This is a genomic window from Desulfurococcus sp., from assembly GCF_038881575.1.
Taxonomy (GTDB): Archaea; Thermoproteota; Thermoprotei_A; order Sulfolobales; family Desulfurococcaceae; genus Desulfurococcus.
This window is the reverse complement of sequence record NZ_JAVZPN010000001.1, coordinates 259,415-285,397: the sequence shown is the minus strand read 5'-3', so window position 1 is coordinate 285,397 and position 25,983 is coordinate 259,415. Positions and strand designations below refer to the sequence as shown.

Annotated in this window: 33 protein-coding genes; 8 read left to right on the top strand and 25 right to left on the bottom strand. The window is 43.3% G+C overall.

The window, feature by feature from the left end; genetic code table 11:
• Positions 1–319 precede the first annotated feature (319 nt).
• Positions 320–535 carry a hypothetical protein gene (locus QXV08_RS01460; protein WP_342788166.1) on the bottom strand — a complete coding sequence of 72 codons (216 nt, stop codon included), beginning with the start codon at positions 533–535 and terminating at the stop codon, positions 320–322.
• A 42-nt stretch (positions 536–577) separates the two neighbouring features.
• Complete coding sequence (locus QXV08_RS08935; protein ID WP_404990979.1) at positions 578–736, bottom strand: glycosyltransferase; 159 nt, start codon at positions 734–736, stop codon at positions 578–580.
• A gap of 237 nt (positions 737–973) precedes the next feature.
• On the opposite strand from QXV08_RS08935, the gene QXV08_RS01455 reads away from it, so the two are divergent.
• From QXV08_RS01455 to QXV08_RS01445, 3 genes are read left to right on the top strand one after another with little or no spacing between them, the layout of a single operon-like run.
• Complete coding sequence (locus tag QXV08_RS01455) at positions 974–1,204, top strand: hypothetical protein (protein WP_342785337.1); 231 nt, start codon at positions 974–976, stop codon at positions 1,202–1,204.
• Positions 1,205–1,262: 58 nt separating this feature from the next.
• The gene (locus QXV08_RS01450; RefSeq protein ID WP_342785339.1) at positions 1,263–1,565 is read left to right on the top strand and encodes a hypothetical protein; all 303 of its coding nucleotides are present in this window, start codon (positions 1,263–1,265) and stop codon (positions 1,563–1,565) included.
• 24 nt (positions 1,566–1,589) lie between these two features.
• Positions 1,590–1,775, top strand: coding sequence for a hypothetical protein (locus tag QXV08_RS01445; protein ID WP_342785341.1), 186 nt, complete (start codon positions 1,590–1,592; stop codon positions 1,773–1,775).
• A 147-nt stretch (positions 1,776–1,922) separates the two neighbouring features.
• On the opposite strand, the gene QXV08_RS01440 is transcribed toward QXV08_RS01445, so the two are convergent.
• Positions 1,923–3,164: a glycosyltransferase family 4 protein gene (locus tag QXV08_RS01440; protein ID WP_342788167.1), complete on the bottom strand. Its 1,242-nt coding sequence runs from the start codon at positions 3,162–3,164 to the stop codon at positions 1,923–1,925.
• A 580-nt stretch (positions 3,165–3,744) separates the two neighbouring features.
• Between QXV08_RS01440 and QXV08_RS01435 the strand changes: the two genes are divergently transcribed.
• Both QXV08_RS01435 and QXV08_RS01430 read left to right on the top strand, forming a co-directional pair.
• Positions 3,745–3,984, top strand: coding sequence for a glycosyltransferase (locus tag QXV08_RS01435; RefSeq protein ID WP_342785345.1), 240 nt, complete (start codon positions 3,745–3,747; stop codon positions 3,982–3,984).
• Positions 3,985–4,079: 95 nt separating this feature from the next.
• On the top strand, positions 4,080–4,232 hold the full coding sequence (locus QXV08_RS01430; protein ID WP_342821377.1) for a hypothetical protein: 153 nt from the start codon (positions 4,080–4,082) through the stop codon (positions 4,230–4,232).
• A 426-nt stretch (positions 4,233–4,658) separates the two neighbouring features.
• Here QXV08_RS01430 and rfbC read toward each other — a convergent pair whose 3' ends face one another.
• From rfbC to QXV08_RS01395, 7 genes are all read right to left on the bottom strand, one after another.
• Positions 4,659–5,216, bottom strand: a complete 558-nt coding sequence (gene rfbC / locus QXV08_RS01425) for a dTDP-4-dehydrorhamnose 3,5-epimerase (protein WP_342785347.1) — start codon at positions 5,214–5,216, stop codon at positions 4,659–4,661.
• 4 nt (positions 5,217–5,220) lie between these two features.
• The gene (gene rfbD, locus QXV08_RS01420; protein ID WP_342785349.1) at positions 5,221–6,123 is read right to left on the bottom strand and encodes a dTDP-4-dehydrorhamnose reductase; all 903 of its coding nucleotides are present in this window, start codon (positions 6,121–6,123) and stop codon (positions 5,221–5,223) included.
• 4 nt (positions 6,124–6,127) lie between these two features.
• The gene (gene rfbB / locus QXV08_RS01415; protein ID WP_342785351.1) at positions 6,128–7,120 is read right to left on the bottom strand and encodes a dTDP-glucose 4,6-dehydratase; all 993 of its coding nucleotides are present in this window, start codon (positions 7,118–7,120) and stop codon (positions 6,128–6,130) included.
• A gap of 10 nt (positions 7,121–7,130) precedes the next feature.
• Positions 7,131–8,195 (bottom strand): glucose-1-phosphate thymidylyltransferase, encoded by a 1,065-nt coding sequence (locus QXV08_RS01410; protein WP_342785353.1) that lies wholly within the window; start codon positions 8,193–8,195, stop codon positions 7,131–7,133.
• 69 nt (positions 8,196–8,264) lie between these two features.
• A complete protein-coding gene (locus QXV08_RS01405; protein ID WP_342785355.1) occupies positions 8,265–9,326 on the bottom strand; it encodes a glycosyltransferase family 2 protein in 1,062 nt (353 codons plus the stop codon).
• Positions 9,327–9,348: 22 nt separating this feature from the next.
• On the bottom strand, positions 9,349–9,897 hold the full coding sequence (locus QXV08_RS01400; RefSeq protein WP_342785357.1) for a hypothetical protein: 549 nt from the start codon (positions 9,895–9,897) through the stop codon (positions 9,349–9,351).
• 261 nt (positions 9,898–10,158) lie between these two features.
• The gene (locus QXV08_RS01395) at positions 10,159–12,090 is read right to left on the bottom strand and encodes a hypothetical protein (RefSeq protein ID WP_342785359.1); all 1,932 of its coding nucleotides are present in this window, start codon (positions 12,088–12,090) and stop codon (positions 10,159–10,161) included.
• A 493-nt stretch (positions 12,091–12,583) separates the two neighbouring features.
• Between QXV08_RS01395 and QXV08_RS01390 the strand changes: the two genes are divergently transcribed.
• Positions 12,584–12,814 (top strand): CopG family transcriptional regulator, encoded by a 231-nt coding sequence (locus tag QXV08_RS01390; protein ID WP_342785980.1) that lies wholly within the window; start codon positions 12,584–12,586, stop codon positions 12,812–12,814.
• Complete coding sequence (locus QXV08_RS01385) at positions 12,801–13,208, top strand: type II toxin-antitoxin system VapC family toxin (protein WP_342785982.1); 408 nt, start codon at positions 12,801–12,803, stop codon at positions 13,206–13,208. The genes QXV08_RS01390 and QXV08_RS01385 overlap by 14 nt, the downstream gene beginning before the upstream one ends.
• A 16-nt stretch (positions 13,209–13,224) precedes the next feature.
• Here QXV08_RS01385 and QXV08_RS01380 read toward each other — a convergent pair whose 3' ends face one another.
• The gene (locus QXV08_RS01380; RefSeq protein WP_342788357.1) at positions 13,225–13,374 is read right to left on the bottom strand and encodes a hypothetical protein; all 150 of its coding nucleotides are present in this window, start codon (positions 13,372–13,374) and stop codon (positions 13,225–13,227) included.
• A gap of 75 nt (positions 13,375–13,449) precedes the next feature.
• Here QXV08_RS01380 and QXV08_RS01375 point away from each other — a divergent pair, with 75 nt between their 5' ends.
• The gene (locus tag QXV08_RS01375; RefSeq protein ID WP_342785986.1) at positions 13,450–13,596 is read left to right on the top strand and encodes a hypothetical protein; all 147 of its coding nucleotides are present in this window, start codon (positions 13,450–13,452) and stop codon (positions 13,594–13,596) included.
• A 256-nt stretch (positions 13,597–13,852) separates the two neighbouring features.
• Here QXV08_RS01375 and QXV08_RS01370 read toward each other — a convergent pair whose 3' ends face one another.
• The 14 genes from QXV08_RS01370 to QXV08_RS01305 form a co-directional block, all read right to left on the bottom strand.
• Entirely contained in the window at positions 13,853–14,647 is a 795-nt protein-coding gene (locus QXV08_RS01370; protein WP_342785988.1) for an NAD-dependent epimerase/dehydratase family protein, read from the bottom strand.
• Positions 14,628–14,723, bottom strand: a complete 96-nt coding sequence (locus QXV08_RS01365; protein WP_342788356.1) for an NAD-dependent epimerase/dehydratase family protein — start codon at positions 14,721–14,723, stop codon at positions 14,628–14,630. Before QXV08_RS01365 ends, QXV08_RS01370 begins: the two co-directional genes overlap by 20 nt.
• A gap of 273 nt (positions 14,724–14,996) precedes the next feature.
• A complete protein-coding gene (locus QXV08_RS01360; RefSeq protein WP_342785990.1) occupies positions 14,997–15,980 on the bottom strand; it encodes a hypothetical protein in 984 nt (327 codons plus the stop codon).
• Positions 15,981–16,571: 591 nt separating this feature from the next.
• Complete coding sequence (locus tag QXV08_RS01355; protein WP_342786664.1) at positions 16,572–17,186, bottom strand: class I SAM-dependent methyltransferase; 615 nt, start codon at positions 17,184–17,186, stop codon at positions 16,572–16,574.
• A 682-nt stretch (positions 17,187–17,868) separates the two neighbouring features.
• Positions 17,869–18,849 (bottom strand): glycosyltransferase, encoded by a 981-nt coding sequence (locus QXV08_RS01350; RefSeq protein WP_342821376.1) that lies wholly within the window; start codon positions 18,847–18,849, stop codon positions 17,869–17,871.
• 380 nt (positions 18,850–19,229) lie between these two features.
• The gene (locus QXV08_RS01345; protein ID WP_342784138.1) at positions 19,230–20,327 is read right to left on the bottom strand and encodes a glycosyltransferase family 4 protein; all 1,098 of its coding nucleotides are present in this window, start codon (positions 20,325–20,327) and stop codon (positions 19,230–19,232) included.
• A 17-nt stretch (positions 20,328–20,344) separates the two neighbouring features.
• Complete coding sequence (locus QXV08_RS01340) at positions 20,345–20,857, bottom strand: hypothetical protein (protein ID WP_342784137.1); 513 nt, start codon at positions 20,855–20,857, stop codon at positions 20,345–20,347.
• Positions 20,833–21,288: a glycosyltransferase family 2 protein gene (locus QXV08_RS01335; RefSeq protein ID WP_342821380.1), complete on the bottom strand. Its 456-nt coding sequence runs from the start codon at positions 21,286–21,288 to the stop codon at positions 20,833–20,835. The genes QXV08_RS01340 and QXV08_RS01335 overlap by 25 nt, the downstream gene beginning before the upstream one ends.
• A 15-nt stretch (positions 21,289–21,303) precedes the next feature.
• Positions 21,304–21,414 (bottom strand): glycosyltransferase, encoded by a 111-nt coding sequence (locus QXV08_RS01330; protein WP_342784135.1) that lies wholly within the window; start codon positions 21,412–21,414, stop codon positions 21,304–21,306.
• Positions 21,402–23,246, bottom strand: a complete 1,845-nt coding sequence (locus QXV08_RS01325; RefSeq protein WP_342821375.1) for a hypothetical protein — start codon at positions 23,244–23,246, stop codon at positions 21,402–21,404. Before QXV08_RS01325 ends, QXV08_RS01330 begins: the two co-directional genes overlap by 13 nt.
• An 89-nt stretch (positions 23,247–23,335) precedes the next feature.
• A complete protein-coding gene (locus QXV08_RS01320) occupies positions 23,336–24,145 on the bottom strand; it encodes an FkbM family methyltransferase (RefSeq protein WP_342784132.1) in 810 nt (269 codons plus the stop codon).
• Positions 24,146–24,204: 59 nt separating this feature from the next.
• Complete coding sequence (locus tag QXV08_RS01315) at positions 24,205–24,402, bottom strand: hypothetical protein (RefSeq protein WP_342784131.1); 198 nt, start codon at positions 24,400–24,402, stop codon at positions 24,205–24,207.
• Positions 24,399–25,349 carry an NAD-dependent epimerase/dehydratase family protein gene (locus tag QXV08_RS01310; protein WP_342784130.1) on the bottom strand — a complete coding sequence of 317 codons (951 nt, stop codon included), beginning with the start codon at positions 25,347–25,349 and terminating at the stop codon, positions 24,399–24,401. Before QXV08_RS01310 ends, QXV08_RS01315 begins: the two co-directional genes overlap by 4 nt.
• Positions 25,339–25,983, bottom strand: a 645-nt coding sequence (locus QXV08_RS01305; RefSeq protein ID WP_342821374.1) for a glycosyltransferase family 4 protein, incomplete at its 5' end; no start/stop codon positions are given. The genes QXV08_RS01310 and QXV08_RS01305, both read right to left, overlap by 11 nt.

The window sequence follows — 25,983 nt, the reverse complement described above, 5'->3', positions numbered from 1 at the left end:
TTTCGCGGGGGATTTCTCATCTTTGAGAGAACCATTGTTTCAAATTCGGCTTGATTCGAGAAGTTTTTGAAAAACATGATAGCGATTTGACCCCTTGATAAAGTAGAAGTAGGTAAGCATTGACGATAGTAATATGCCTCTTTTAACTTTAAGAATGAAAAATTGTGGTGGAATATATCCAATGGAATAGTAGAAATCTAAGTGTCCTTTTATAACCCTTTTTACGTACTCTAGTAGTTCTTTGGTATATCTCTTTTCTAATGTGTGAGATTGACGTCTCACAACAACATTTAAGCCTGTAGGTATGGGAAAAGCTACTTTAAACCACTCTAATACAGAAGTCTAGGTTCTCTTCCATTACAAGATCTTTCCGACCACCCTTAGATAGAATGAATTTTCTTTTTCCTACTAGGGTGTAGTGTGCATATATAGGGTTTATGTTTTCTGCATACTCGATTATTCTGTGGAAAGCAACCGAGTATATTGTGTCGAGGTCGAAATACGCTGTTACGGAGCCTTCTAAGCATTCATACAAGGCTATGTATCTCCCTAATCTTCTTGAAGATTTATATCTATATTATAGGGTTAAATTGTACTCTTTTCTAAGCTCTAACAACTTCCCCCATGTTCCATTAGTTGAACAAGAATCTACTATGATTATATCGTAGTTGGGGTTAAACACCGATTTAATAGATTCCTCGAAGTATTGGACATTGTTGAAAACAGTTCCATAGATGCATATTCTCAGTTATCATCTCCTTCTTCGCTTTGAAGCTGAAAATGTGTAGTTTGATATACACGCGTTATTTATCTAAGAAACTTGTCCTCTTTAAATGAATTTTATTCAGACCACGTATAATTAATGTTAAATCATATGTAGTCAGAAGCTTAACTCACCACAGTACTCTCGATATTCATGTTTGTGCCTTAATATATAGCTATAGTTGAAGAGTATTTCAATGGTGAGAGATCAGTGATCGTAATTGCCGCTGGCGGTGGAGAACACATGGGGTTTGCAGTTAGCCTTGCACAGAGATTAGAGGGTAAAGCTGAGATGCTCTTCATTGTTTCCAAGGGTGACTGGCTTAATCGCAGAAGATTGGAGAAGTACGGTTGCGTGGTTGAAACAACTAAGCCGAGAGAGCCAATGAGAGTTTTGCTAAGCTGGCTCTATTGTTGCCTAGGGCTTTCCTTGAGAGTTTAATTAGGGTTCCAGGTGGGGAGGTCTTCGTAGCACTGGGAGTAATCACTGTGCGGCGCCAGTGCTTGCTGCTAAGATTAAGGGTTCAAAGATATATAACCTCGAGGGTGGAAAAAGGTTTACTAAGCCGGGCCTGACTGCTAAGTGGCTTAAACCAATTAGTAATATCACTGTTCTTCAGCGGCCTGAGCAGAAGAGACCCCGCCCAGATGGCAAGGTATATGGGCCATTCTACGAGCTACCTGAGTACGAGAACAGAGATGAGGGGTATATAGTTGTTACTGGTGGAACATATATGGTTTCTGCAAATTATTTGATATCATATATGATAATGAAGTTAGACATGGTTGTTTTACAGGTGTAAACCTGGAATAGATGCGGGGAACCGGTGAACCACCCTTCAGGGCGGGGGAAGAGGCCAGAGACAGATAGACACTGTGATCCACGTAAATACATGGGAAATGAATGGATCGTGTTCGACATGGTATTCGATTTCAACAAGTATATAGCAGGTGTAAGCCTAGTGATATCGCACTACGGTAAAACGACTTTAAACGCTGCACTAAGACGCTGAAGTACTAGCTGAGAAATTAAACGCGGTATTAATCAAAACCCCGCGATAAGAGTACTCGAGGAAGCTAGGAACCGTAAACCACCAGTGTACCCCGATGGAGCCGAATTCCTCGTGGAGGAGATCCTGAGACTTCTACGTTAAATAATGCTAGGGCTCTCGAAGACCCGAAAGCTTCTCTATAGTTTTCTTGATAAGTGAGACTTCTTCATCCATTATTTCTCTCCAACTCCGTATTTTAGGTGGTTCTATGAATTCACCAGTTTTTTCAAGCATATTTAATGCTTCAATGGTTAATGCCTCAATATCTCCTTCGCTGACGAGCTTTACGCTTGGATGCTTTCCGTAGTAGATGTCCAGAGCAGGTATACTGTATCCTACAACAGGTGTCCCGAGGTAAAGGGATTCTAGAACTGCATAGGGAAAAGCGTCCATGTAGCTGGGGTAGAGCATCAATCTTGCCTTTGCAACCAGTTCAAATCTTCTTTCTCTCGCCAAGAAACCCGTAAATAAAACTTTGTCTTCGACTCCAAGTTTCCTACAGGCTCTTCTCAGTCTTTGAATCGGGATACCCCTGGGGTAACCTGTTACAATAAGTTTTAAATCGCTATGGTGTCTAGAAATTGATTTAAACGCTATTAAAGCGTCTATAAAGCCCTTCTCGTAGACAGGTCTGCCTCCAAAAATTAAGTAATTCGCTTTTCTCCTGACGCTGGATCTCAGGCTAATAATAGTCCTCAAATCGTCTTCATCCAGGGAAACCCCGGGATCAAGGGAGACGACCCTATCTAACCATTCATCACCCATTTCCATTGGAATAGATTTTGAGACTGTAATAATTACATCGTATTTTCCTAGAAGTCTTCTCAATCTCCTAGAGGTCAACCCGTAATAGGTATTGAATCTCACTATTGATTCCATATTAGAGATCTTCTCGTGCAGTGAGTTCCCTGCTATAAGTTTTCGCCACCTCATAGCTGCCCTTAAGATATTACGTACTCTATCCTTAGAACTATAAAAAGGAGGAAGTTGCAGTAGTGCGATCTTTGGAATATTGAAATAATCGCCTAGAATATTCCCGATGAAAATAGCGTCCAAGCCCTCATGAAGAGCTACTACACCTTTAAAATTTACAGCTCCAATATGGGGTCTAAGTAGTCTTGGAAAGAGATAAAGGATCTTCCTAGTAAGTTTAATCCCATAGAGAAGAGCAGATGGATTAATGTAGCCGGATATTTTCACGCCAGTACTTTGCAACTCTTTTACAACATCGATATATCTTCGCTCTCTGAGTGTGAAAAGAGGAAACAAATATGTTTCGAAATATTTAGAGTATTCTTTTAAAGATCTTAAAGCCCTTAAACCACCACCACCACTATGCGGTGTTGGCATCGACACGCAGACTAAGCGTGGTTTATCCATATATACCACCACAGTCTAGATCTCTGTCCAGTGGCTCTTTCCTCTGAATATTATAACCCGTTTTGCTTTAAAGCTACGTATAGCGTATTGATCACATAGTGTTTTATGAACATGAATGCCTCTTCGTATAGGTTATTTTAGCTACTAAGCAAGGTCTCATGGAGTCTGGGTTTAAACAGGGCATTTCAGGGATTTTCTGCTTTGATCTGAAATGAATGCATTATTGTTCTTTAAAAATCATTAGTTATAAGAGTACATAGGTTACGCCTGAAGATATCGATAATGCACCCTTTGCATAAGATTAGGTATTGGTGCTGAAAAGCTCACTATTGAAATGCACAAGGCAGAAGCTTAGAAACATCCTTTTGGAGAGCTTCATTCTACCTACGTCCACCCTATGCAGAATACCTCATGCTATCAAAAGCTGGAACGACTGCAATTGGAGCTACACTAATAGTCCACAGAGATGGAGTAGGATGGATATGGTCTCTTAGAGCCATCGCGGATCTAGACTATCCAAATGATAGGTATGAGCTTATAGTTGTTGATAATGGCTCTACAGATGGAAAGCTTCGAGAAAATCAGGGAATTCCTCGATAAGACAAGCGGTTCAAGGAAAAAGATTATTAGGCTTGATGATAATCTCGGCTTTACAGGAGGATGCAACGTAGGCTATAGAGAAAGAGATAAGGAATCAAAATATGTTTTGTTGGTAAACAATGATGCTATACCAATGCGAAACAGTTTAAAGGACTTGGTGGACTATGCAGAGAAATTCAATGGGGTATAGGAGGACTAAACAGAGTTATACTGGATTATGATGAAAACGCATAGACACTGCTGGAGAATTCGTTGATGAGTTGTTGACGACGCATCTAACAGGGAATGGAGAAATATATCCATGGATCATCAAGAAACCTTTTTACATTATCCTATGCAGATGGCGCATACGCCCTCTATTCAATTGAAGCGATAATTAACTGCGTTGAAAGAAAAATTGGGAATAAGATGTTTATAGATGAGTTTTTGCCTAGGTGATGGCAACATATTAGGGTTAATGATGCGGAGTTGCGGATATAAATAAATCTCTATACTGCATCCAGTAACTCTTCACAGAAGAAGCCCCACATTTAGGCAAATGAATAGTCCAGGTTCATATCTAATGCTAAGAAAATGGAATAACAACTATACTAATTTCCAATACCAGGTACAAAGCATATGCTTTACTACATAGAATAAAATGGGTTGCAGGAAGAACAACACTAAGATATGGTTCATCCAAAACATATCTAAAGGCTATACATGATAGCATATAACACACGAAAAGAGTCTCCAAGAGATATGGAACATTCATAAATTTGGAGACTCTAACACAGTGTCGGTAATCTTCATAGAGTTATGGTTAAACCAAATAATCGATATCTCTGGCCACATACTCTGCAATCCTTGAACCTGTAGCATTGTTTATACCGGGTAGTCAAAATTCGTCTCAGCTTCTCTCAGTGGCGGGCATTTCTCATCTTTCCCACTAAGTATGACACCTTCTTTGATGGGCCATGAAACACCTATCTCTGGATCGCTCCACTTTATGCATCTCTCTAGTTGTGGATTGTATTCCTTGGTCACTAGATACAGGAAATATGTATCTTCTAGAGCCTGGAAACCATGAGCGAATCCAGGTGGGATCCAGAGGGCTTTGCCAGGCTCTAGAACGATGCCAACGTATTTTCCGAACCATGGAGAACCCTTCCTTATATCGACAGCAACATCATATACTCTACCGTTGATAACATAGACAAGCTTACCCTGCTCAGCAGGCTTAAGCTGGTAGTGAAGACCCCTAACAACATTCTTCCTAGAGAAGCTTAGATTTACTTGGACATAATCATATGGAATTCCACTAGATAGAAAATCTGTTCTCTTGTAGAGTTCTGCAAATAACCCTCTTTGATCAGGGAACACAGCATACTCTATTAAAATAACACCAGGTATGTCTAATTGTTTAAATGATTTGAACGGCATTTACTCACCTCTTAACCTCTCTTAAATATGTATCAACAAAATGTTTAATGCATTCTTCCTGAGGAGGCATATCAAGACCAATGCTTTTTGCATATGATGTGTCTAGGCTGGAGTCTTTGGGTCTTCTAGCATTAAATTTGAATTGTTTTATCGTTGTAGGTTTTACAAGCTTCTCATCAGCTTCTAAAATTCTTGCTAGTAATGCTGCAAACTCTAGTCTACTCATCCTCTGTCCAGCAATATGGATAACACCGTGAATTCCCTTTTCAATTGCTTTAGCTATTCTCTCTGACAAGAAGTATGCATATGTAGGCGATAGATATTGATCAGCAAATGCTACAACCTCTTCTCCATGTAGTAGCTTCTCTAAAGCATTGATACCAAAATTCTTCTTCCCGGTAGGGCTATAGCCGTATAAGCCGCTAATCCTCACTATGAGGCTTTCTTCCTCGCTAAGTATTGAAGCCACAGATGCCTCGCCGAGGAGCTTCGTCAATCCATAGTAGTTGACAGGATTTGGGGCATCGTTCTCCTTGTATAGTCCCTTCTCGCCGTCAAAGACGTAGTCTGTGGATATATAGACTAGGAAGATGTCGTGTTTAGCGGCTTGTCTCGCCATTGCTCTCGTAGCAATATAGTTTACAGTGAAAGCTCTCTCCTTGTATACCTCGCACCCGTCTACATCGGTGTAAGCGGCTGTATGGATAATAACGTTGGGTTTAACCGTGTTCAACGCATCTATTATGGTTTCGGGTTCTTCAAGATTCAACTTGAGCCATTTAACCTCATCAGCTTGAGGTGGCTTATGCCCGTGGTGGGTTGCATAGATATCATAGCCTAGGGGACTCAATACTTTGACTAGATTGTATCCCAGGAGCCCTGTACCGCCCGTGACAAGGACCCTCATGATTTCACCACGGGGCATCGGCTAACACGTATCTCTCGTCAACTAGTCCCTTCCACCACCACTCGTTCTCGAGATACCATTTGACAGTAGACTCCAGACCCTGGTCTAGTTGTATCAGGGGCCTCCAGCCGAGCTCCCTGATCTTATTGCACTTCATAGCATACCTCCTGTCCTCTCCCGGCCTCGGCTTCCCGTAGATGATGTAGTCCTCGGGCTTCTCCATGGCCTTTAAAACTTTGACTACGACCTCTCTCACGGTTGCAAACATGCCCCCACAGATATTGTAGACCTCGTAGTCAGAGCCCTTCTCGAGCACCGTGAGGATGGCTCTAGCAGTATCCTCCACGTGGAGCCAGTCTCTAACCTGGGAGCCCTCACCGTATAACACAGGAGGCTTGCCATGGATTAGCCTGATGATGCTCCTAGGGATAAGCTTCTCGGGATGCTGGTAGGGGCCATAGTTGTTGGATGGTCTCATAATCCTATACCTAATCCCATATGTTCTCCCGTAGGCTTTGATCAAGAGGTCTCCGGATGCTTTTGAAGCCGAGTAGGGGCTAGAGGGATTCAAGGGGTCATCCTCCGAAGCATATCTGTCTGTACCCCATAGATCCCCGTAGACCTCGTCTGTAGACATGTGGAGGAGTAAGATGTCATGCTTTAGAGACCTCAAGACCTCGAGGATCGTGAAAACCCCGAGTATGTTCGTCCATATGAAGGGCGCGGGCTCGTTGATAGATCTATCAACGTGAGTCTCCGCCGCGAAGTTTACTATAGCGTCGGGCTGGAACTCCTCCACAGCCTTCTTAAACGATTCTTCATCAGCTATATCGCCCCGGATAAAGAGGATCTTGTCTAACACCCCTTGGAGGTTCTCGAGCCTCCCAGCGTAGGATAATTTATCGTAGACCAGGATATTCCAGCCTAGTTTTTCAACCACGTATCTGACGAAGTTGCTACCTATGAAGCCTGCCCCACCTGTCACCAGGAGCCTCAACTAGCCCACCCTAGAGTATTATGGTACTGTAGTCTGAGACAATAAGCTTGATGTCGCCGTAGGCCTCCCTAGAGCATTTCACCTGGCTCCTAGATCCAATAACACTGTCTACGAGTCTAGCTTTATTCAAGTCTAGCGTACTGTTGTCGAGGATGATAGACCTGGATACACTACCCGAGGTAATCTTCGAGTTGTGCTCTATCGACACGTAATGCTCTACGGTAGCGTTCCTTTCAACTATAGCTCCCCGGCCTATGTATGCTGGGCCGTGTACAACCCCTTTGACTACAGCATCTTTCTCAACTATCACACGCCCCCTGACTTCGCCTTCAACCTCGCCCTCAACTCTTGGCTCGGCTCTGTCTAGCAATAGGTAGACAGCGTCCAGCAGGCCCTCGTAGGTTCCTACATCCTTCCACCAGCCGTCTACTGTAGAGTATGTGACTTTAAACCCGTTGTCTATAAACCACTGTATCAGCTCTGTGACCTCGTATTCGCCTCTCCATGATGGCTTGAGGCTCTTGAAAGCCCTGGCTACAAGCTCTGGGTCTCTAAACATGTAGACGCCTACCACGGCGAGGTCTGACACGGGCTCCTTAGGCTTCTCAACGAGCTTGACAACTATTCCATCCCTCAGTACTGCTACGCCGAAAAGCCTTGGGTCGGGTACCTTGGCTAGGAGGATGTGGGCATCGCTACCGTTCTCAAGCCAGTGCTCAACGTATTTCCTCACCCTGTCGCTGAGGATGTTGTCGCCCAGATAGACGATGAACTCTCTGTCCAGGAATCCCTCCTCAATCCCTCTGTGGATAGCGTGGGCTATTCCGAGCCTCTTCTCCTGGTGGATATAGGTTACCTTGGCCTCGAAACCAGAGCCATCCCCTAGGAACTCCCTGATCATGTCGCCAAAGTAGCCTACGACGACGCCGATATCTTTAACACCAGAGGAGACGAGGTCTTCGAGGCTATACTGTATCATAGGCTTGCCTAGAATAGGGATCAAGTGCTTAGGCCTAGAGAACGTAAAAGGCCTGAGCCTAGAGCCCTCGCCGGCAGCAAGGATAAGCCCCTTCACTAAAACACCTCCTCCTAAGGATAGATGCTGGGCTCCGAGCATAAAAATATTACCCGAGTGGGCATCGGTTTAACTAGATGGTGCTTGGTACTTCTCAATAATTCTTCCCAGTTTACCTTCCATGGTCTTCGCGTAGACTCTTCGAGGCATAAGAAGGAGGCTTAATGCCTCACCCACGCTTAGATCTACCAGTGGTGCCTTGTAGATGTCTATGGGCCCAATTTTTCTCCTCAGCTTCCTGCCATATCTTAACCCGTCGCGTACTGCTTGGAGGTGCAGGCTCCACAGCCCTCCCTTCGCTACAGTTGGTGTTATGAAGCCTTTTAGAGCATATAGATTAACTAGGCTTTTGAACCTCGAGTTTGCAACTACGTTGAGGGCTATTTCATTTCTCACTGAGAGATACCACTGGATGCCGTGTATTTTACCGAATGTCCCCGACCTGTAGTGTTCGGCTGTAGCAACCGGTATAGTAACTATTCTGTAGCCGCAGTTCCAGAACATTAACCCCAGGTAGTTGTCGTCTCCGTAGGCGAAGCTCTCGTCTATGAAGAGCCTCTCGCCAACGCATCTTCTAACAGCGTCTACCCTGTATATGGAGTATGAGCCATCCGCGTAGGTTATGTAGAAGGGTTTTCTAATGATCCAGGGATATGGTTTACCTTGTCCGACCGGTATACTGTTGAAGAACTCGTCGTGAAAGTCGCCGGCTGTATCAATAATGTTCTTAGCTCCATACTTCAGGATAACTCCCTGTAGGGCTGCGTAGTTGAACTGCTCCATGTGCTCGACCATGGCCTTGAGGCTGTCCTGGAACGGGATAGCGTCATTGTTCAATAGCACGACGTACTCGGAGTCTCTATCCCTCGCTCTAAACCCGATGTTGTTGCCACCGGTGAAACCCAGGTTCTTCTCAAGCCTGACCACTTTTTTCCTCAAGCCACCCTTCTTCTCGAGATAATCTCTCACGGCCTCAAAGCTGCCGTCGGTAGACCCGTTGTCCACCACTATGAGCTCGTACCTATCACTCGGATAGTCCAGGCTCGCAACTGCTTCAAGAGACTTGAGAACCAGTTCGATTATCCTTCCCGAGTTGTAGTTGAGCCAGATTATAGAGATCCTTGGCCACATAGCACAATCACTTTCTCCGGCTTCAGAGTTTTGCCGCTGTGTAGCCCTGCTTCTCCAGGAGTATACTGGTGCTCCTAATGGGCTTCGCGATTACATCGTAGCGTAAATCCTTCAGTAAACCAGCTATAGGCCTCGCTCCATCATGGTATTCGATAACTACTTGTTTGAAGACCTTCAGGGTATCTCCATCCGTGTGGTTGAATACCTGGTACTTGCATCCTTCGCAATTCATTTTGAGCACTCCATTCACTATGTTATAGCCCTCGATAATAGATCTGGGAGCAATGGTTTTTATTGATTTGCCCCGCGATACCGGCCTGAAGAGGGCGTATTCGCGAATCTCCTTCCCGGGGGCGTGAGTGTACCCGTTGCTAGTGGCTAGAGCTACGTTCAGAAGCTTAACTCTATCCTCGAAACCATTGACTCTAATATTGGTGCGAGCCAGGTCGGAGGGCTTGTGATAAGGCTCTAGCTCGATAACTCTGTTAGTGCTTCTTAATAGAGATAATCTTGATATCTCCGATGCCAACTCCAACATATACGGCCACGTTGTCCCTGACATCCAGGTCATCGTATACTCCTCCATAGAAGTTCTCGAAGAGAATATCTTATAGAAATGGTGATGGATCAAGGAATCTAATGCTTCTTCCCATATAATCAAACTCCATGAAGCAAGGTGGAACAATTTTTTAATAGGTGCATCTGTAAATCTAAAGCTAAGCGCCTTAAAGTATTCGAGGCTAGCAGTAGTTCTGTCTCTATAATAATTGCTACTTATAAAGACTTGGACGAAGTTTATATGTCTTGCTACCACACTTAACCATTATTGTCGCTATGTTTGAGGGACGGGTGTTGCTATTGTTGAATTTTCTAGTTCAACTACGTATATGTTGATGCCGTCTTCTCTAAGCTTTTCCAGCTTGATCTGGCTTGCTGTCGTGGAGTTTGATTTTATCAGTTCTTCCAGCTCTTTTGTCATGTTGGTGTATGTTACAGCTATGGCTTTTTGTATTCCAAGTTTTTTCATTATGTCTACGACTGGAAAGATGCTGACTTGTTGCAATATTATGATATTTGATGGGTTTCTTATGAATATGTGTAGTGCTGGATAGAGGTCGAATGGAACCAGGGTTGTCGTAAGCCTATATGGTTCTACAATCTCTGCGGCAAGCTCGATTTCTGAAATATTTCCAATTGCTGGTGTTAAGCTCCACGGGTAACCGTATGCGTATGGCGTCGATACTGAGGCCCATATATTGAAGTAGTAGTGGCCTTGTGGTGTGAGAGGGTAGGCGGACCCGATGAGTGCTAGGAGGAGTATTATCACTGTGGCGAATCTCTTACTTATTTTTGTAAGGGCTAGTATTGTGTATGGTGTTAGGATTGATAGCAGCATTAGGTACCATCTATGCTGATCGACGACGCCGATCGTTGAGACCACCGGTGTTAGAAACACTATTAGGAGGATCACTATAGTCGCCTTGACGGCTCTCCCGGTCTCTTCCCATATTCTGTATATGACTATGGATGGGGATAATAGGAGGAAACACGTTATCGTGTAGCGGAGCGTGTCCCACATTGGGTAGCTGACCCCGCCGGCGACGCTGATGCCTTTGGGAGTAATGGATACAGGAGGATTTATTGGAAAACGTATATAGTAGAGGAGCATTATCGACGAGATAATAGCTGGTATCGCGAACTTCTTATCTCTCGTCCAAGTAGCCTCTAGCACGGATATTGCTAGCGCAATAACTGCTCCAGGCTCATAGCTGAGGGCGAGAAGCGTTAAGACAGCCGTCTTAGAGCCCCGGCTCTTTCCCGCTTGGTCTAGGTATAAGTAGAATAGTAGGAGTGAGAGGCCGAGCATATGTCTTTGCCACTGCTGGCTTTGCCCAAGTATCCACGGGTTAAAGGCTACCGCGAGCGCTGCCAGGATGCCTGCTAGCCTCGACTTGGAGATACTGTAGGCTATCGCACATGCCACGAGGGTTGATAACCCGAATACTATGGGTGGGTAGAGCTTGTAGAATAGAAACGGGTTCGAGAACATTGCGAAGAGGCCTGAGATCCATGTGAGTAGAGGCGGCAGGTTCCTGGGCCAGCCGAGCCAAATATACGTTGTAACTATATGCGGGTCTTGGGCGAAGTCTAGGGAGTTCGCGACATGCTCGAGAGTATCCCAGCCAATAGGAAGGCTGTACCTTGTCTCCGGGTAGGCCCTAATGAGAAAGCCAGTGAGAAAAGCGACGAGGTAGAGAAGCGTGGTAGGCACTCTGGCCAGCCTCCCGGTGGCATCATCAACGATCTCGCTAAGGGTTGGCGATGCGCTGAAAACCCTTGGGCCTCTGAGAGCATGCCAGGTCGTCGCGACGAAGACGAGGTAAGCCCCGGGCACGGTAGTATATGATACCAAGTAGATAGATGCGGGATCTATGAGGCTTCCTCCAATGGGCTGAATGGAAAGGCCCGATAGGTAAAGACTATATATCACAGACCCAAGCCTGCCCACGGCCAGCAGGATAAGCCCCATCAATGAAACGAGGTACGTTGAGAAGACCGGGAGCATCCTCCAATAAGTCCAGACATCTAGGAAACCAGCTGTGAAAGAGAGAATGAACAACAGCCAGAAAGCGTAGTCGACCAGTTCGCGCCTCACGGTGCCCACGGGGTCCACTATGGCTATAATTACATAGAATAGCAGGAAGAGCGCGACAGATGAAGCAGAAAGCAAAAACCTGTAGCGACCCAGGTGGTAAAGATCCATGATTCAGCAACCACCTAACGAGACAATAACAGTGAATGAATTAAAAATCTTTTTTTTTTGAAAATCACTTAACACAATACACTTCACAGAGTTATATACGCATTACTCGGTTTCTCCTATGGGCATCTTTCTCTCGTAGTATTTCTGTAATATGAGTGGTACACGCTATTCACTATTCTCGGGTCTCTGACACCACGGCTTCAACGCCTCCACTGACCTCCTCCCCGCCCTAAAAGGCGGGGCTTTCAGTTGTAATTGCGGGCAAGGTGGGACTCCCTGGGTGTTCGTTTTAACCGCTATATATGAGTTGATCAATGCATCTGGAGAGAAATAGCTTATCCATGTGTTTCGCTAACATGGCTTTGATTCTTCAGCATATCATGTTTATTCAGCGAGTGGGCGGGACATCGGGTTTTAGAGCTGGTAGACCATTAAGGTTTATCATATGTTTAAATATTGGGTTTACCAATATATAAACTGTGGTGGTTGAGTAGTGAGTGTTTTCAGTGTGAAGCTTAGGAGAGAGATCAGGGAGAAGATGGATAAGTACAGGGATCGGGTGAACTGGGCCGAGGAGGTGAGGAGGTTTATCGAGAGCAGGTTGAGGATGCTTGAGGCCGAGGAAAACATCAAGAATATAGTCAAGACGCTTTCACAAGTACCACTAGAGTCTCCCAGGGGATCCTCGGTTACTTCTGTGAGGGAGGACCGTGATAGTCGTTGATGCATCCCTGCTAGCAGCCTTCATTCGCAGGGAGCCCGGCTGGGAAAGGCTTGCCGAGTACCTGAAGTTGTGCGTGACTATTGACTTAGCGTTGAAGGAGGTGTTGAATGCTGTGTGGAAAGATGCCGTAGTCAGGAAAACCATGAGCATTGATGTAGCAACTCAGCTCATGAAAATACTGCTATCAATGGTGGGAGTCAACATAGATGTTGAACCCGAGATCAAGTATTTGCCGAAAGCGTTCGAAATAGCTCTTAAAACAGGTGTGACGGTGTATGACGCCCTATACATTGCAGTAGCCATGGAGAGGAAGCTACCACTAGCTACACTAGACGAAAAACAAGCTAAAGCAGCCCAAGCACTTGGAGTAAAAACAATCACCCCCTCTACCTAGTGTAGGGGTTCTGGTTTCATAGTGGTTCATGATGGTTGATTTCGTTGCTCGCCTCATCACCCCTTGCCCGGCTTCTGTGCCCGCTCTTCGGGAGCCTGCCTCCCTCGGGCGGGCACGGGGCTTCATTGAGCGGCTTCCATCCCCTCGCATTGCTCACCGAGTTCATCCCTATTTCGTTATTGTAATTTACAGAAGTATTTACAAGTTTTTCTGTAGTAATTACTCGTGGAGGCGTGTTGCCATGCCTGAGGAGTACGTGTTTCACGCTAGGGTTTCGAAGACAAGCCATGGATTGTTGTGTATATACATTCCGAAGGAGCTCAGCTCGAAGATACAGCACCTGCATAGAAAGGAGGCGATAGTGCGTGTCACAGTACCAGATGAGTGATAATGTGGCTGATGCAACGCTACCTATAAAGCATGTTACAACTGAAAGCCCTGCCTTTTAGGGCGGGGAGGAGGTCAGATGCAACAATGATGCTGCTACAACAATAAGATCTTGCATAAGAAGTCGCTAATTGACAATACAAAAATCTTAATCTTTCATGTAATTAGAGCGGGTAGATAAGGTTATTTATGTACTTAGAATGTTGAATGTTAACTGGCTACAAAGTTCATCACATGCCTAGTTCAATCTCTTAAGGCTATTGATTGTACTGGAGCTCCAGTGTCTTCCTCAGCCCTGTCTCCAGCTGTGTGAAGCTTACTCTGAACTTTCTCAATAATTTTGTATTGTCCGCGTAGCTGTGCCTGATATCACCCGGCCTGGGGTCCTTGAAGACTATATCTAGTTCTCTGCCGACAACCCTCTTCACAGCCTCGGCCAGCATCCTTATGGTTATCGGCCTGCCTGTACCCACATTGTACACTTCACTGTCGAAGGCGTCCTCCTCTATAATCCTCAGTACAGCCTCTGAGACGTCGTCGACGTATATGAAGTCTCTCGTCTGCTCTCCGTCACCGTATACGACTAGGGGCTCACCCCTCAAAGCCCTCTCGAGGAAGCTCGCAACTACTCCCGCGTATGACGGGTTCTGCCCGGGGCCGTAGACAGAGCCGAAGTGGCTTACAGCCAGCTCCCCAAGCCACTTGCTGAACCCGTAGGGGGAGACGGGGTTGACCGGGTGACCCTCTGGAATCGGGAGCTTAACAGGGTCCCCGTAGACAGCAGCAGAGCTCAAGTAAACGAGTCTAACACCATGCCTGGCACAGTTGTATGCTACCCTAGCTGTCCCGAGAGCATTGTTATCGAGATACTCGATAGGCCTCTCGATAGACTCTGGGACGCTCACGTAGGCGGTTGCGTGGACTGCGACGTCGAAGCCACTGTAGCCGTCAAACGACCTGACATCAGCCCTCACAACAGGGACTCCAACAGCTCTAAGCCTCTCCAGCGCGAAGCCAGTAGACCTCTCCAAACTATCCAAAACAAAGAACATCGAAGCCCCTCTCAGCCAGATACAGAGCAAGGTTATGACCAATAAAACCAGCGCCACCGGTAATAAGTACTCTCACAAGCTACACCCCTGAATGTTGAGTGGTCTTTGTAGTTCTCCGCGAAAAACCCTGTTGCAGTAAGGCGTAATAATAGCGTTTCTGAGGTTCTTGTTCGAAAATTTATGAATTGTGGTGTGTAGTGCTATTAAGGCATAGATATAAAGGGCTTTATCGACTTTGCTAAAAAGCTATGGATCAATAATCTAAAAACTCTTGGATCAAAAATGGTTTTGCTCTTCAAGTGTTGGCTTCTCCATTTTTCCATAAAGTTTTGCCTATGGCGTTAAATCCCTATGCTGGGACAGGCCGTCTGTATCCGCGTCTTTCAATTTTTTCAGTATTGCTCAATACCTCTTTAACAGCATTTTCAATTTGCTTTCCCAACGTCTTTGGAATTTCTGTTCTCTCACCAGCGACATCCTTGCGAAGCCTCTCCATAACCTCGCTAACTATATCATTTATTTGACTAAGTCCTCCATATGGGGGTTTAGGGGGTTCGGCACTTGATAACACTACCAAATCTAGTTTCCGTGATACGTACAGTAATACTATAATCCAAGTAGCTAAGTCAAGTGATCTCAACTCTTGATCGTTTATTATTTCATTGTATATCTCTTGTATATCGCGCAAAACAATGTTTAGAGCACCGCAAACCATGTCTGTGTAGATTCTCATCCTATCTTTTTCAACTAGACAATCACCTCTTTTTGATTCTGTTTCGATGCCCGTTACAACTCCTCGTACAAAATGCGGAATGCTCTCCATCGCTACTTTGATATACCCGTGTTTCTCTTCAAGGAATTTGCCAAAGTACATTAGATGCCTATTAATAATCTCAGAGGGCTTTACCTTTGTAAAATCATTTTGCTGTGATTTTGCTGCAATGAATAGCGGCAAAACTACCGATTTACCACCATAGGGATACTGTATCAGATACACGATGTCTATTCCTGTGCTAAGATCTTCTGACACCTGTTCTCTTACACGCCCATGCCATGCAAGCTCCAGTTTTTCAAGAGCAACATCTCTAACTACAGCAAAATCGCTATAGACAACACGGTGAAGATCATTTATCAATGCCTTAACATATCCTATTCTAGTAGATTCATTTCTTCTAGCATATACCACATCACACCATTCATCACTATAAACACAAAGCCTTTTTCGAAGATACTCGAAGAACTTATCCTCGGCATAGAGAGCTATATAGTGGGATTTGAGAACCTTGTAAAGTTCATTAACCAGCCCTTTCCTTGAAGACTCCTCCAAAGACATAGATCTCCATGCCAACCCTTCTAATACCTTTCCATTAATCAATCTAGAGCAAAAATGAACTAATAAACTTTAAACAGCCCCGGAAAACCCAGTACCCAGTCCAAATCCCATTTATTGTTATTGTTACTAAAAAGGCGGCAAAACATATTTTGTTGTATCAACACCCTTTCTCTTCGCCACCCTGGCAGTCTTCTTGAGCACCGTAGTGTATTGAATTGCGCAGAGGGGCTATGGAAGCTTCTCGAAAGCTAATATAGACGAGCCCCCTAGCCTTAGCCCTGATTACAACAAGTACCTTACCAATTTCGATGCCTCTTTGGTACATCCATGAATAGGCAAATATAATGTCAGAACACTTAGCTGTTTGATTATTACAGGAAAGCAATAAAGAAGATTTGAGATTATGTTGTTCCTTCATAAGATTGCCTGTGTTTTTGAGATTTTTGTGCCAATATCATTACTCTTCTACTAAGCGATGGAAAAGGATGTAGGATTTTATCTACTAGCAGTATCAGCGGGTGTTCCCGGGAATATAAGGAGTACGCACGTATGATTTTAAAGTTGGAGCTCTCCAAGTACTCTACTAGGGCTCTATATGTTGCTATTCTTCACATGGTCTATCGGCCCTGTTCCATATCTCTTAGTCTTCAGCACCCCAAACAGACCTCTCCTAGATATCTCAAGATCCCTTGGTTGATACCCAAACAAGAGGAGAAGCCTGTTTACCCAGCTCCCAAGATTCGGGATTGATAAAAGAAAAAAGCCATCGTTAACAAGCATATTGCTCACATTAACTATAACAGCATCCCAATCATATACATGCTCTAACACACCATGCATCATGACAAGATGGTACCCCTCCAAAAACTTCTCGCCCAATTCAGGACTAGTTATATCAATCAACAACACCCTATCACAGAGATTTCTCGCAATCTCCAATCTCTTCGGGTCAACATCAACACATAGAAGCTCAGCAACCCCAAGATAGTCAGCCACAATTCTACCAAGCACACCATAACCACACCCCAGATCAGCTATTCTTACTTGTTCCCCACCAAACTCATCCTTAACCTTTCGCAGAGCATCCTCCAAAGATTTAATATGGGAAGCGAGGTTCGATAAAAGATACGACGAATACCCATACCTCTGAACCAAATCACGATACCTGCTAATAACCTTACCCAAATCACCATTTATAGCCTGCAATACATCATCACCCCAATCTCAGCGCGAACCATTAGTTACTTTTTAGAATATTAAAATATTAATGTTATGTAAATCGGTCACATATTTCCTCAACAGCTATTCCAAGGAACTAAGAGCAATCTCAATAGCTTTATCTATTGCTAATCTAAACTTTTCAAAACTTTTTAGCCTCCTTAGAATTTTTAGCAGAAACTGGTACTTCAACTCTGAACCTAGGAGGATTATTTAAGATATTCTTCCTTAAGGTTAAACATTCTATACAAGCCTGAATGTTATGGAATGAGCAATAAGTTAGTTTAACTATTTTAACTATTTACTTGACTTAAACACTGGGATGGTACGTTTTCTAGGCATCAGTAGTCAAGTATACGAAAGATGGGGTGACGATATACCTGTCCAAGAAGTACTAGGAAAACTGAAGAAGCATCAAGGGATTAAGGTCAAAGTACATAGAGCCAAAATAGAGCCAAAGTAGCTAAAAAGTATTAATACTCAATAATCTACGCACGCAACAGAGAGCCCATTAAACTCAAATCGCAGCCAATATCAAGGAACCTTACTCAAAGAACCACGCTCTCTTATCCTTATTTCAGAAAACCAGAGAGCCGAGACTTAATACTAGAACTATGAGAGACCTCTGTACAATCTCTACCATAAGTTGTGGAGGATTCACATCTAGGCCTCATTCCAGAACAGGTCTTATGAGCCCCATTTTTCTGAGAGAAGATTCCTTCAGTAGCTTGCTTGCTGATAAACATAGCCTTCTTCGATGAAGCACCTTTAGCCTCTTAATCAAGTAGGCATACGCGGAAAGTATTGCTCGGCAAGTATGTAAGCTCCTCAAACATCGCACAACATTAATTCCTAGTAAGATCACAAACTTAATTGCACACGTTATTCCGTCGCATGACTTAATCAAAGTTATTAGTTGATTTCTCAATCCTAAGTACCGCTTTATCAATGCTATCTCTTGTGGTGTCACTCCTCCACCGAAATGATAGACCCGTGCGTTTGGGTCTAAAAGCACTATATAGCCATACCGCCAGACACGTAAACCGAGGTCAACTTCGTCACCGTACATAAAGAATAGAGAGTCTAAGAGACCTATTTTCATGAGAATATCGCGTCTTGCAATATAGGCGGCACCAAAAGGTGCAAGAATTATCTGAGAGTTAAATACATTCCCTTTATAGTTATATACCTCATCACAGAAAAGTCCTTTAGATTGTGTGATACTAGGATCTTTATAATCTAATATTAGTGGCTGTACTATACCAACTCTTCTATACTTCATAAAAGTATTCAATATATGCACTAACCAGTCGCGATCAACATATAGATCAGGATTTAAAATAGCTACATAGGAACCGCGAGCTAGCACGACACCGCAACTTGCCGCAAAAGTATAACCATAATTTCTTCTAAGAGGAACTATCCTAAACACTATGCCATTATTGTTGAACACGATTCTCCAGTAATGCGCTTTCTTCAAGCTACTATCAGTTGAAGCGTTATCTATAAAAATAACTTCTACGAAGTTGACATGAGGATAAAAATTTGCAACATAAATAAGAGAATCCAACAACGATTTAAATAATTTATCTAAAAACTTCTCCCCATTTCTATTCACAACAACAACACTAATGCTATGCAAATTATTCATCGGGCAATCCCAGCTCGCTTATTTATAAATTTATATAGCGCATAAATTTAGCGTTTTTACGTAATTACCATAATACAAGTCTCCAAGAGGTCGGCACAGATATGCCGGAAGTTGTAGTCTTGATAAACTCTTGCATCAATTATATGATTATGATAAACGTGTCAAGTATGTTATAAGCAAGGTGTAGGTCTATGTTGTAAAATATCTATTTTAATGCTTGCTACGACCTCCAATCTTTTTGGCTGTACAGTTTATTTTTATTATCTAAAATCTTATATCATGCCTCTTAAACAGAGATCTTTTGTACACATATAATTAATGGTTTTCCATCATTCAATATTAACAACATTTTTATGTCATATATAATTAATTGATAAATCTCAGGTTATTAACTTGGTATATATGTGTAGATGTTCTTTGGCTGATCTCTTCCATGAGAATTTTTCAACCCACTTACGAGCATTGTGACTCATTTTTGTCCTAAGCTCATCATCGGTGATGAGTTTTTCGAGTGCTTTTATTAAGGCGTTTGTATTTCCTGGTGGTACTAAGATGCCTGTAACATTATCCACTACGATTTCTGGTATGCCACCCACCCTCGTAGCTACAACAGGTTTGCCTGCAGCCATGGCTTCTAGAATAGCTATTCCAAGTGACTCATGCAGACTTGGCATAACGAAAATATCACATCTTGCTAACTCCTCTATCACTCTACTCTGTGGAAGGGAGCCTAAGAACTTAACGAAGTCAAGTCTTCTCGTGGTAACATGGCTTTCTAGCCTAGCCCTTAATGGGCCATCGCCTATGATTCTACATTCAACTGGGTACCTCTTACTAAGGGTTTCAACGGCCTTAATCAAATACTCTACGCCCTTACACTTCGCCAACTTTCCTGCAAAACATATAGTGATCTGCTTTTTGTCACAGGTTTCCTCAGCTTTTTGTACTTTAATGTGCTTGAATTCTTCTATGTTTACGCCGTGATATATAACCTTAACCTTGCTTGGCGATACTCCATAGAGCTTTACAAGACGTTGCTTAGTGTATTCGCTTGGAACTATAACAATGTCAGCTTCATATGCGCCGAAAACTTCGGCTAAGGTGAGCATCCCTAAAATCACTGGTCTGTCTAGTCTTAGCTTTTTAACTGCGTCTACAAGATCTCCAGAAGCGGAAACCTCATCTGGAAACACTGTATGTACTGTTAGGACAAAGGGAATGTCGAGAAGTGGTGCTAAAAAGCCATCAGCGTTGTTTCCATGGACTATGTCGATCTGTTTGCTCTTTACCAAATCTGATATCTTCTTAAAAGCATATAGGTTGTATACAGGCCATCTCTTTCGGAAACCTTTTTCAGACCATATCTCATAGACATCCACTCCTAACTTTCTTAGCTCAGAGGCTATGTTAGAGCAATAAACAGCCACACCATCTGTAGGATTGACGCTGAGTTGTGTAGAGACAAAGGCCACCTTCATTTTTATACACCAAAACCCTATTTTATGATGACTTTGTTCTTGTACAAAGCCTTATAGATGATATATACTAATGCCCCAACAGTTCTAACAGACCTGTTAACTAGTGCTGATAGGGAAAGTATAATACTTTTGTGTAACCTCTTTGGGTTGAGGAAGTCTCGTAGCGCATCTAGGAAAACTGCTAATATGGCAACAAATATCGCTGTTAAAAGTGAAGGAGAAGGAACTATTATTAGGAAAACTAGCAATAAGAATAGCAACGGTAAGAAAGTGGAGTGGAGAATAAATCTAATTTTTAAAGTTGTTGGTAGTGAACAAAGGAACTTAAACCACGACCAACCATGTTTAGGTTTAAGGTAGTCTAATAGCCACTTAATAAGAGTTGTTACGGTGATCTTAGCTTTCCTTTCGTCTAACCCCTTTAGTCTCAGTAGATGGGCATCGCGCTTCTCATTTAAATGGATTGCAATAAGACCTCCGTGCTGAATTACCTTGTACCTGGCTCTCAATATTCTAGCAGCGAACTCCATATCCTCATCAACCGAAAAAAAAAAAGGCCCAATTCCTCGTCATAGAACCCGGCTTTCTCGAAGACCTCTCTTCTAATCATGGCTGCATCCGCACAACTCATAATGCGCCTCTTTCTATTGCGATCGACGTCAAAAAGCCACTTAGAAATCTTAGTTTCTGAATAGGGTGTAAGTAATGGCCGACAACAACCAAGGGCCGGATCTCTTTCCATGAGTTTCACCAATTCACTAATAGCATTATGTGGCAATACAACATCAGAATCAAGGATTAGCACATAGGTTCCTTTTGAAGCTTTTATTCCATCATTCCTAGCCCTAGATACACCAAAATTTCTTTCGTGTACTATGATCTTGAAATCGTGAAACAAATGCGCATTATTACTCTTAAATTCATTAACTATCTCCAGCGTCTCGTCTTGAGAAATGACCATCGACAACTATAATCTCTACACGTTCTTAAGTAGCGATTCTAAGACATCACGTATTGTCGAGGCACTATTATACGTTGATATGACAACTGAAACCAGTGGATGATCAACTTTTCTTATTGCTTCCATGCGAGCACCCATTTCCAACCACTAAAAATAATACTTGTGTTCGCCAATTGATTTGGCGAGTCTAGATATTCGGATCTTAAGAACATCCTATTACCAGAATAAAAGTCCCAGTAAGACCTGGCGTTCACAATTCCTGGTATGAGGATTCTCTCCACAATCAAACATTCTACATGGTGGTAGGGGTGACCATAAAGCAGAATATCCTGCGGCAGATAAAGCGTTAACTTGGCCTCTTCAAATCCATTAAAGACGCTGGCAACGTAGCTGTAGTCCAGCATTTCAAATAGCTCCCGTGTTAAAATGAAGTTTTCTACCCTTGCCCATCTCCCACCTGTAAATACATTGTATTGCTCTATTAGACTATTTGGCGAAAGTATGCTTAAAATACACATTACCCCAAGTAGAATTATGATAGTCTTCTTATAGGTCGGCCTAATCTTTGCATGCATGAGGTATGTCAATGTTTGGAAACCGCCTAGCACAAGTGCTGGGTACCCTAAATATCTCGAGGCACTATAGACTATGTTGGTAACTAAAGCGAAGAACGATGCGAGGAGAACTACAAATGTTACGACTATGGTATCCGCATCAGCGTCCCCCCTCCTCAAAAACCTTAACAGCTCTACGAGAAATACTGCCGACAAGAAGGCTGGGAAGGTTGCGAAGGAGACTAGGGTTGACCTTGGTGGAGGCATACTACTGCCTAAATATACATTAACGTCTCTAAACTCCATTCCAAAAAGCAAATCAGTTAAACCATTCAGTATCATGTCAACGACTCCCTTTAGACCCTCAGCAGTAGCCGTATAAAGAGCCTTCAATGAGTAGATCACTAAAACAATGATCAGGAGACTAATAAGCCTTCTGGTGAGATCGTCTCCTCGACCCCGATGAACGAAAAGCCTGGTCACCAATATTGAAGATACGTATAACAGTATCATTATAGCCTTGGGGTGGGCTAAGGTAGCAGATACAGCAAGTATTGCTACGAGGATTAACGTACGATAATCTATCGGAGCAGATGTGGCTACATGCCTAGCTATGACTAACACAGCTAGTAGGCTGAAAACCAAGGAGAAATTTGTAGGTGGTGATGACATTCCTATCAAAAGCGAATATGGGTTTACGGCCATGAGTATGACCGCTAATGCAAAGTAATCAAAGACGCCATTGCCACGCAAGGTCTTCACATAGGTTAGTAGATAAATGATTACTGAAATACCTAGTGCTGTGAAGATTATGGTTGTTGTTAGAGGATCGTAAGGATTGTTAACACCTGCGGAGTAGAGCACAAAATTCTTTACTATAGCATCTACTGGTGCTAGGTCGTACCAGCCAGCATGTCTTGAGAACCTAAAATACCCCTTAATATAGATTTGCAGAGTATCAGTTGTTGTTTCGCCACCTTCAACACCATTGATTATTACATGGCTTGAAAAGACTGCGGCAAACAGTATGATAAGAATTAAAAGCTTTTCCACAGACACATAGTTTGATCCATCGGCGGAGATCAGCACAAGGGTTATGGCGCTCAACACTAAACCTGCAACCAGCAACCATGAAACGCTTAAGAGAACAATACTCTGCACATATCCAATTACAAGCACTACTATTGAAAGTAGCACAAGATTATTAAGCCAGTGCCCACGCCTCGTTTTAGCACCATTCTTGAAATCCCTAAGCTTCTCATCCTTTACTCTTCCAAGCCAGAGAAGAAGAAAAGATGTAAAGAAGAAAACCGCAAAAGATAACATTAATATTATAATAACGGGTGTGTTTGTCAAACCCAGCAGGTTATCCAAAGCCTTAAAAATGTCCTCTACATGCATCATACGCAGAACCAGCCTAATTACTACATAGTACATAAACTTAAGAATTGCAGTAAAATGAGCGTTTTATATTGGGATTTCATTTCACTAATTCACAAAGATATAGATTCGTTAAGATATAAATAGTTTAGTCCATGAACGTCAACAACTCTAAACCCGAGTCGTTTTAATACTCTATGAACTTCGCCAAGCTCTTCTTTGAAAATCTCGATAATCAGATATCGTGTTTTACTTAAGCTATCAACCATTCCAGGAAGAGCTTGCGTTGCGTAGCCTTCAATGTCTATTTTCATAAGATTGATCTTATCAACCCCCAACGAATTAAGGATATCGTCTAACGGTTCTTCAATAACAGGTATCCTAATCAGCTTGCTTGCCTCATCCCTATGATGTTTAAGTGAGGCTGTGGAATAAGATATGTAATTCATGCTTTTTTGTAACTCCATGTAGGATACACGTCTCATCGAGCCCACGGCTTTATTTACCAACACTACCTTCTTGCTGCATTGGTTAAGCTCAATATTCTTCTTAAGCACCGCGAAGTTGTGCGGTAAAGGCTCGATAGCAATAACTATCTCAGCATTTTTACATGCCCTAACAGTATAAGTGCCTATATAGGCACCAACATCTACAAAGACCCCTCTAACAAGAGGCTTAAACCACTTCTCAAGTTCGTAAAGCTCGTGGCAACATACCGTGTATAGATCTGGCGTATGTGGCCTACAGAAAAAGAGGTAACCATCCCGTGTACGAACTAAGATCGGCTTGGAGAGCCCTGCTTCAAATTGAGGTACAAAGCCTCCTAGTCGAAAGGTGAAAGCTCTAGCTACCTGGAATACTCCTCGAATCTCTACCGGCGCCACATTAAAAAGATAGCCTAGGTGATTAAACCTTAATTCCATTTTCTCCTCTCTTTAATATAGATTGCATAGTGATATATAGAAACAATATTAGGGTATTCTCATCTCTGAAGCTTTTTATATATCATGTCTGTGTTCCAGTAGTGCCGGTTCCCCCATCTACCGAAAGTGGCAATTTTTAGCTCTTCGAGATACTCTTCCACGGCTCTTCTGTCTTGTTGATGTGTTTTTGTGAAGACTAGGTAGCCGTATTTGTGGAACCATATTTTTACCATATTCCTGATTAATGCTATTTTCATAATAGCTCCTTTGCCAATTCTCTTACTGTTTTTGCTACTGCTTCTCTTGATTTATGTCTAGGTGTGAATTCCAATTTCTTTAGCTTGTCTATGGCTAGGGCTATTCTCTTTACATCCCCTGGCCATCCAACTCCGTGGAGCACTGGCCTATACACTATTCTCACATTGTCTAATCTTAGCTCACTTAGTATTATGTTGACCACCTCTCTCACTGTTATCCAGTCCTCCGAGCCAACATTGTATACGTTGTACTCCTCTCTACTATTTCTCCACGCTGCTATTGTAGCCTCTACAGCATCTGCTATGTATATGTAGCTCCTAGTCTGTGTACCGTCGCCTAGAACCTCTAGAACCTCTCTACTTCTCTTAATCTTCATTAGGAGATCGTATATTACTCCGTGTCTCAGCCTCGGCCCAATAACGTTTGCGTATCTCAGGATCACTGCTTTGATCCCGTAGAGCTTGCTGTAGGAGTGGATAAGGTTTTCACATGCCGCCTTACTTGCCCCGTAGACGGAAACAGGTTTCATCGGGGCATTCTCGTCCACGGGTATTGTCTCCGGCTCTCCGTAGACGGAGCTCGAGGATGCGAATATTATCTCCTTTACCCCGCGCTCCCTCATAGCCTCTAACAGATTGAATGTTGCTACAACATTCTCCTCGAAGTGCACCCTGGGATTGGTTGTGCTCACCCTCACCTCGGGGTTTGCAGCAAAGTGAAAAACAACGTCAACTCCCTTAACAGCTTCCAGAGCATCGCTATAGCTCTTCAAGTCCCCCCTAAAAAACTCGAACCTGTGATTCCCCAACCACTGCTCAATATTCTCTAACCTACCGCTGCTAAGATTATCGACTACTCTAACGCTAAACCCTTCACCCATCAATCTATCGACAATGTGGCTACCTATGAAGCCTGCCCCACCGGTTACCAGAATCTTACTCGACATAGAGCCTCAACACCTCTCTAGCTATCTCTCCCCAAGCTTTGACTTCTCCTCTCCCTCTCTCCCCAAGCTTTTTAGCCAGCCCCTCATCACTTAGTAGCATCGCTATAGCATTGGCTAGCGCCTTGGGATCTCTTGGTTGCACCAATACACCATTTACCATATTTCTTACCCTGTAGGGTATTCCTCCCACAGCTGAGGCTATCACAGGTTTTCCCCGAGCCCAAGCCTCTGATATTACCATGGGATAAACCTCTACATAATTGCTTATACTAGGAAGTATTAAAGCACTAGAAGCATCTATAGCGGCTATCTTCATATCCTCTTCCACGTACCCTGTGAAGACCACAGCCTTGTCTAGGCCGAGTTTTGTAGTGAGCTGTTTATAGGACCTCTGATCCCCGGGCCCCATTATCACTGCTTTTGCCTCTCTCATCTCCTTAGTTACCAGGGCCATCGCCTTTATCAGTATGTCTATGCCCTTGAGCGGGTGTAACCTGCCAACATATACTACGAAGGGGTCATACACGTGGTACTTATCTCTAAAGATTTGTGACATGTCAGGAGATCTCAGAAGAGATTCCTTAACGCCGTCGGGGACGTAATGAAGATCGCTGACACTATACCTACTCCTTAA